Annotated in this window: 5 protein-coding genes; all 5 read right to left on the bottom strand. The window is 28.8% G+C overall.

The annotated features are described in order from the left end of the window. Nucleotides 1-556: glycosyltransferase (locus VFS71_RS08605; protein ID WP_326400599.1), on the bottom strand; the 556-nt coding region annotated here is incomplete at its 3' end. A 26-nt stretch (nucleotides 557-582) separates the two neighbouring features. Further along, nucleotides 583-1,740, bottom strand: a complete 1,158-nt coding sequence (locus VFS71_RS08610; protein ID WP_326400601.1) for a right-handed parallel beta-helix repeat-containing protein — start codon at nucleotides 1,738-1,740, stop codon at nucleotides 583-585. A gap of 30 nt (nucleotides 1,741-1,770) precedes the next feature. Continuing rightward, on the bottom strand, nucleotides 1,771-2,850 hold the full coding sequence (locus VFS71_RS08615) for a glycosyltransferase (RefSeq protein ID WP_326400603.1): 1,080 nt from the start codon (nucleotides 2,848-2,850) through the stop codon (nucleotides 1,771-1,773). A 75-nt stretch (nucleotides 2,851-2,925) separates the two neighbouring features. Beyond that, nucleotides 2,926-3,801, bottom strand: coding sequence for a glycosyltransferase family 2 protein (locus VFS71_RS08620; protein ID WP_326400605.1), 876 nt, complete (start codon nucleotides 3,799-3,801; stop codon nucleotides 2,926-2,928). A 76-nt stretch (nucleotides 3,802-3,877) separates the two neighbouring features. After that, the coding region (locus VFS71_RS08625) for an EpsG family protein (protein WP_326400607.1) at nucleotides 3,878-4,744 on the bottom strand (867 nt) is incomplete at its 5' end.

Below are 4,744 nucleotides of genomic sequence, written 5' to 3' on the forward strand. Positions count from 1 at the left end.
TTCTCTCCACCGCCTCTACATCAAATTTACTTTCATTGACGGCACTTCCCTCTATACAGATTGATTTTTTATGAACTCCCAGATCTAAAGCATCTTGTTTATTTTGATAAATTGTATAAGGACTGAATAAATAACTATTAAATCGATATAAAAATTTAATTACAAATTGCAGAATTAAATTCTTGCTTTTTTTATTTGTAAAGGCAACTCCCAAACCTGTTACATGATTTACTATCTTTGATTTAGTACTTATACCTGCAACAAAAGTACCGATAATATTGGGCTGCAGCCTATAAAAATGAACAAGATCAAAATTTTCATTTTTTAAAATTGATCTTAATTTTATGGCATAATTAATTTTATTTACAATACCATTTCCTCTGATATTAGCACCAACTTCCATTACACGAATTCCTTGTTCTTCTATAATCTTACGATGACCATCATTTGGTATAATAGCAGTCACCTCAATCCCATTTTCCTTTAAGAACAATGCATATCGTAACCGTGCACCTACAAAATCTGAACCGAAATTCTCCACTAGGGCTATTTTCATTTTATATAATATTAGATTTCAAAAAACTATTCAATTAACAAAAATTTTTCTCCCGTTTTACATTTAGTCTTTAATTCCTCCATCTTTTTTTGAGAAAAATTACTGTCTTTATTTATTACTTTGGGACGAACTATTTTAACAGTAACATTATCATTATTATCATGAAACCTAACTAAATTAGCTGTGTTATCTTTCCAAATTGAATTAATAACAGTAACATTCCCTTCTATATTTTTAAAATCAGGATTCTTTTTTGGAAATGCAAAACCCATAGCAAACCCAGAATTATCATCTAAATGATTTTCTATTGCTATGGTCGCATTTTTATTCTCTTTCCCGTACAATGCCCTTAATGCAATTAAAATTCCCTCATTTTTATTATTAAAAGTAATAATGTTTTTTAAAGCAATATTTCTTAAAAACTCTTTATTACTATTGGGCTCCAAATCTATACCACTCATTGGTGCAGTACCATTGGTATTAGAAATTAATGAATTCGAAATAGTAATATTAATACCCGATATAATTGAAATTCCATTTCTTCTATTATTGTCTAAAAAACTGTTTTTAATTACAATATCAGAATTAGTTAAAGCTCCAGTAGTACCAAGATATATACCATCTCCCCAACAATTTTTAACTACTGCATTGAGAATTTTAATTTTTTGGGATCCTCTTATTGATATTCCAAAACCCCATTCACCTGTTGTCCCCATATGTCCTTCTCTATCACCAATAATAGTAGGCGAATAGACCGTTACATTACTAACTTCATGCAATCGAAGAATCTCATAATTCTGTTTGGAATTCGTCTCTAACAATAATTTAGATCCCTTCTTAAAAATAACTTGACTATTATTTTTTAAACTTAACCCTTTTGAATTAATTAATAATGGAAATTCTGGAAACGTAACATTATTATGGGTATTAAGAACCTTCTGAATTATATCTGTGTAATCTGTTTTACCTCCAGTATCGTAACCAACAGGAAAACTCCTCACTATTGGATAAGAAGCATCTCTTGTTTTTTTTGAAATCAAAATAGCTTTTCCAAAATTGCCTTTATTATTTTTATATTTTTCAGGTATATTTTTATAAACAAAAGTATCTTCGCTTTCTAATACTCTGAAGGAAAGTAAAAGCAAAAGAATAAAAAAAACAACGGTAAAATAAGAATATTTCATGTTTATTAAATCTAAAAATTTCGAGAAATACTATCTGTTCAAAAGCATTTCAAAAACTGAAATATACTTTTTATAGTTTACTTGTATTGTATAATACTGCATAGCAATCTCTTTGTTGTTTTTTCCAACTTCTACATAATGTTCTTTATTTAGGATAACTCTCTCAAAAGCGATGTACCATTCTTCATGAGTCGATGCAAAAACATTATCTAAACCCCTATTTATATTGATATTAGAACGCAATGGTGTTGAAATAGTTGGAATCCCTACTCCCATATATTGAACTAATTTAAAAGCACATTTTCCATTACTAAAAGGAGTGTCATCAAGAGGCATAATTCCAACCGAAAACTTGGACATCTCTTTAATCTCTCCCTCATCAGTCCATTCAATAATTTCATACGGAATTCCTTCTAAATATTTTTCTAAATGTTTATCGAAACCTACCAAATGTAATTTATAATTATAATTTTCAGCTAACCTTTTAAACACAGGTACTAAATTAATGATTTGACTACTTTGTGAAAAAGAGCCTATCCAACCTATCACAAACTCTCCAGTAGAAATTACCTGACTCCTACAATATTTAATCGCATCAATTGTTGTTGGAATTTCAATTACAGATTGATTAAAATTTGATGCATAATTGGTCAGATACTCAGCACCAGTAATTACAGAGGAGGCATTTGCAATTGCTTTTGATGTTTTGTTTCCTAAAAAATTACTGACGTATTTCGAGGAATTCATATCATAATAATGAAAAATAGCATCATCAAATTCTATAATGTATTTTACTCTCTTCAACTTGAATATAATCTCAAAACCATATGGCAAATAGGGAAATAATTCAGCTCCTATATAAGCTATCGAATTCGACGGCATTGATAAAATCAACACCAATCTTTTAAGATAGGCAAATAATATTTTGTGAAGGATTTTCCATTTAGCCCGATGCTGCCATATACAGTCTAAATACCAATCCCCAAATAAAGGATAAATACTGACAGAATAGCCCGCTTCTTTATAATATTCCAAATAATTATAAATGCGGTACCTACTACTAGGCCCTTTTGAGGAATAACGTGGAAATATATAGATTTGGTTAGACATAAAGGAAAAAAGATTGTTACAGAATTAGTCTTTGATACATTGACGAAATTGGCATATAAAAGCGCATAGTTCGGATTATTTTAAAGCCCCCTGGCAACCCGCTTTTATACCATTAATACTATTTGTGAAATTTTTTATTCCATCAGAAGTACAAAATGGCAAATAGAATAATAAGAATATTTTCTTTAAAAAATTTTTTATTTTCCAATTAAGCGGCACATATGATCGGTTTAATAGCCAAATAAAATTTCTGTATTGATAATAATATCGTACAGGACTAGATACTAATATAGTATAACCAAAGAAAGATTTATCTTGAATCCCAACTTTGTGAGGCATTAAAACATTTTCAGTCATACAGCAGTCATATCCTTTTGATTTTGCGCGCCAACACCATTCAAAATCGACGGCATCTATAAACAATTTACTTTCCATCAGTCCTACAGAATTCAAAGTCTCTAAACTTATCATCATACCAGAACTAATTAAAGCTGATGGCAAATAAAAACCATCTTTACGTTGCTTCACTGAACTTGATTCCTGCTTATATTTTTCTTTCTTATCTATATTAATTATAGTTGGACCCAATGCCGCTATATTGATCCCCTCTTTTTCTATTCGCAGATACTCATTGATCATTTTTTTCACAAAATCCTTTTCAATAACACTATCTTGATCAAGAAATAGAACATATCGAAACTTTGGATTACTCTTAGCTTTGACTATTCCAATATTCTGAGCCTCAGCAATCCCTTTATTAATCATTTGAGGTAAATAAATTATAACTGAATTTTCTTCTTTCGATAAAAATAATAACTCATCATTAACAATTTCAGAAGTATTATCGACAAAAATAACAGATACTTTTTCATTCCTTATCATTTCCAATAAAGCCTTTAACTGCTCATCCTTTGGAAAATACAATACAATGATTAAACATATTTCACTCATACAAAAAAATAATATAACTTACTGATTTGGATACTAAATATCCCAATAAAGAATTCCTTAAAATCAGAAATAAACATTAAAAAATAAGTTTAACATAAAACAAGTTAGTCAATAACATTAATAATCCAATACTTATGGGGAATATTATAGCTATATGTTTCTCTTTAAAAACACACAATAATAAAGGAATTAATATTATTTCAACAATTGATAGCAACTCACTTATCCTGAAACTAACAACTGGAATATCTGAGAAAACCACAAAACAACTTAAAGCAAGTGTATAAATTTTAATTAAAAGAATTGCATAGTTATTTATTAAAACTAATCGTTCTGCAAAATAAATTAAAAAAAGAAGAATACCACATCTAAGTATCTGCAAAGAATTAAATAAATTAATAACATCTCCTTCTCCGTTTTTAATTTGTAATTGATACATGGAGTATAATGACTGTACTTGTGTTATAGGGATACGTTCAATTAAAGAACCGAGAGTTAAACCGCTAAGGGCCAAAAAATAAACTAAAGGTATAATACTCAAATACAAATTTCTTTTAAAAGAAAGCGGGTTTAAAAACCAAAGTGTCAACATCACAACAGATGAATAATGGAAACTTGTAGCAATTAAAACTAAAAAAAAAAAGCCTTTAAAATTCCTATTATACAATGGTTTTATACACAACAGTAAAATTCCAGAAGCAATTCCTACACGAATTTGGGTCATTTCGTGTAATAAAAAAAAATTACAAAAATACAAAAGTGCAGATAGCAGATATAACTTCGTAAGTTGTTTAATAGCAACAAACTTTAAGCCCACACCTAGAAAAGCATAAATAATAAAAACAAAAATAGGATTATTAAAAGTATACTTTACAAAAGTGGTAATGATGGTAAATGTCGGCTCCAATCTTGTAGATTCATCACTATTATAATATGCTTGTAA

It is taken from the genome of Flavobacterium sp., from assembly GCF_035760125.1.
GTDB lineage: Bacteria > Bacteroidota > Bacteroidia > Flavobacteriales > Flavobacteriaceae > Flavobacterium.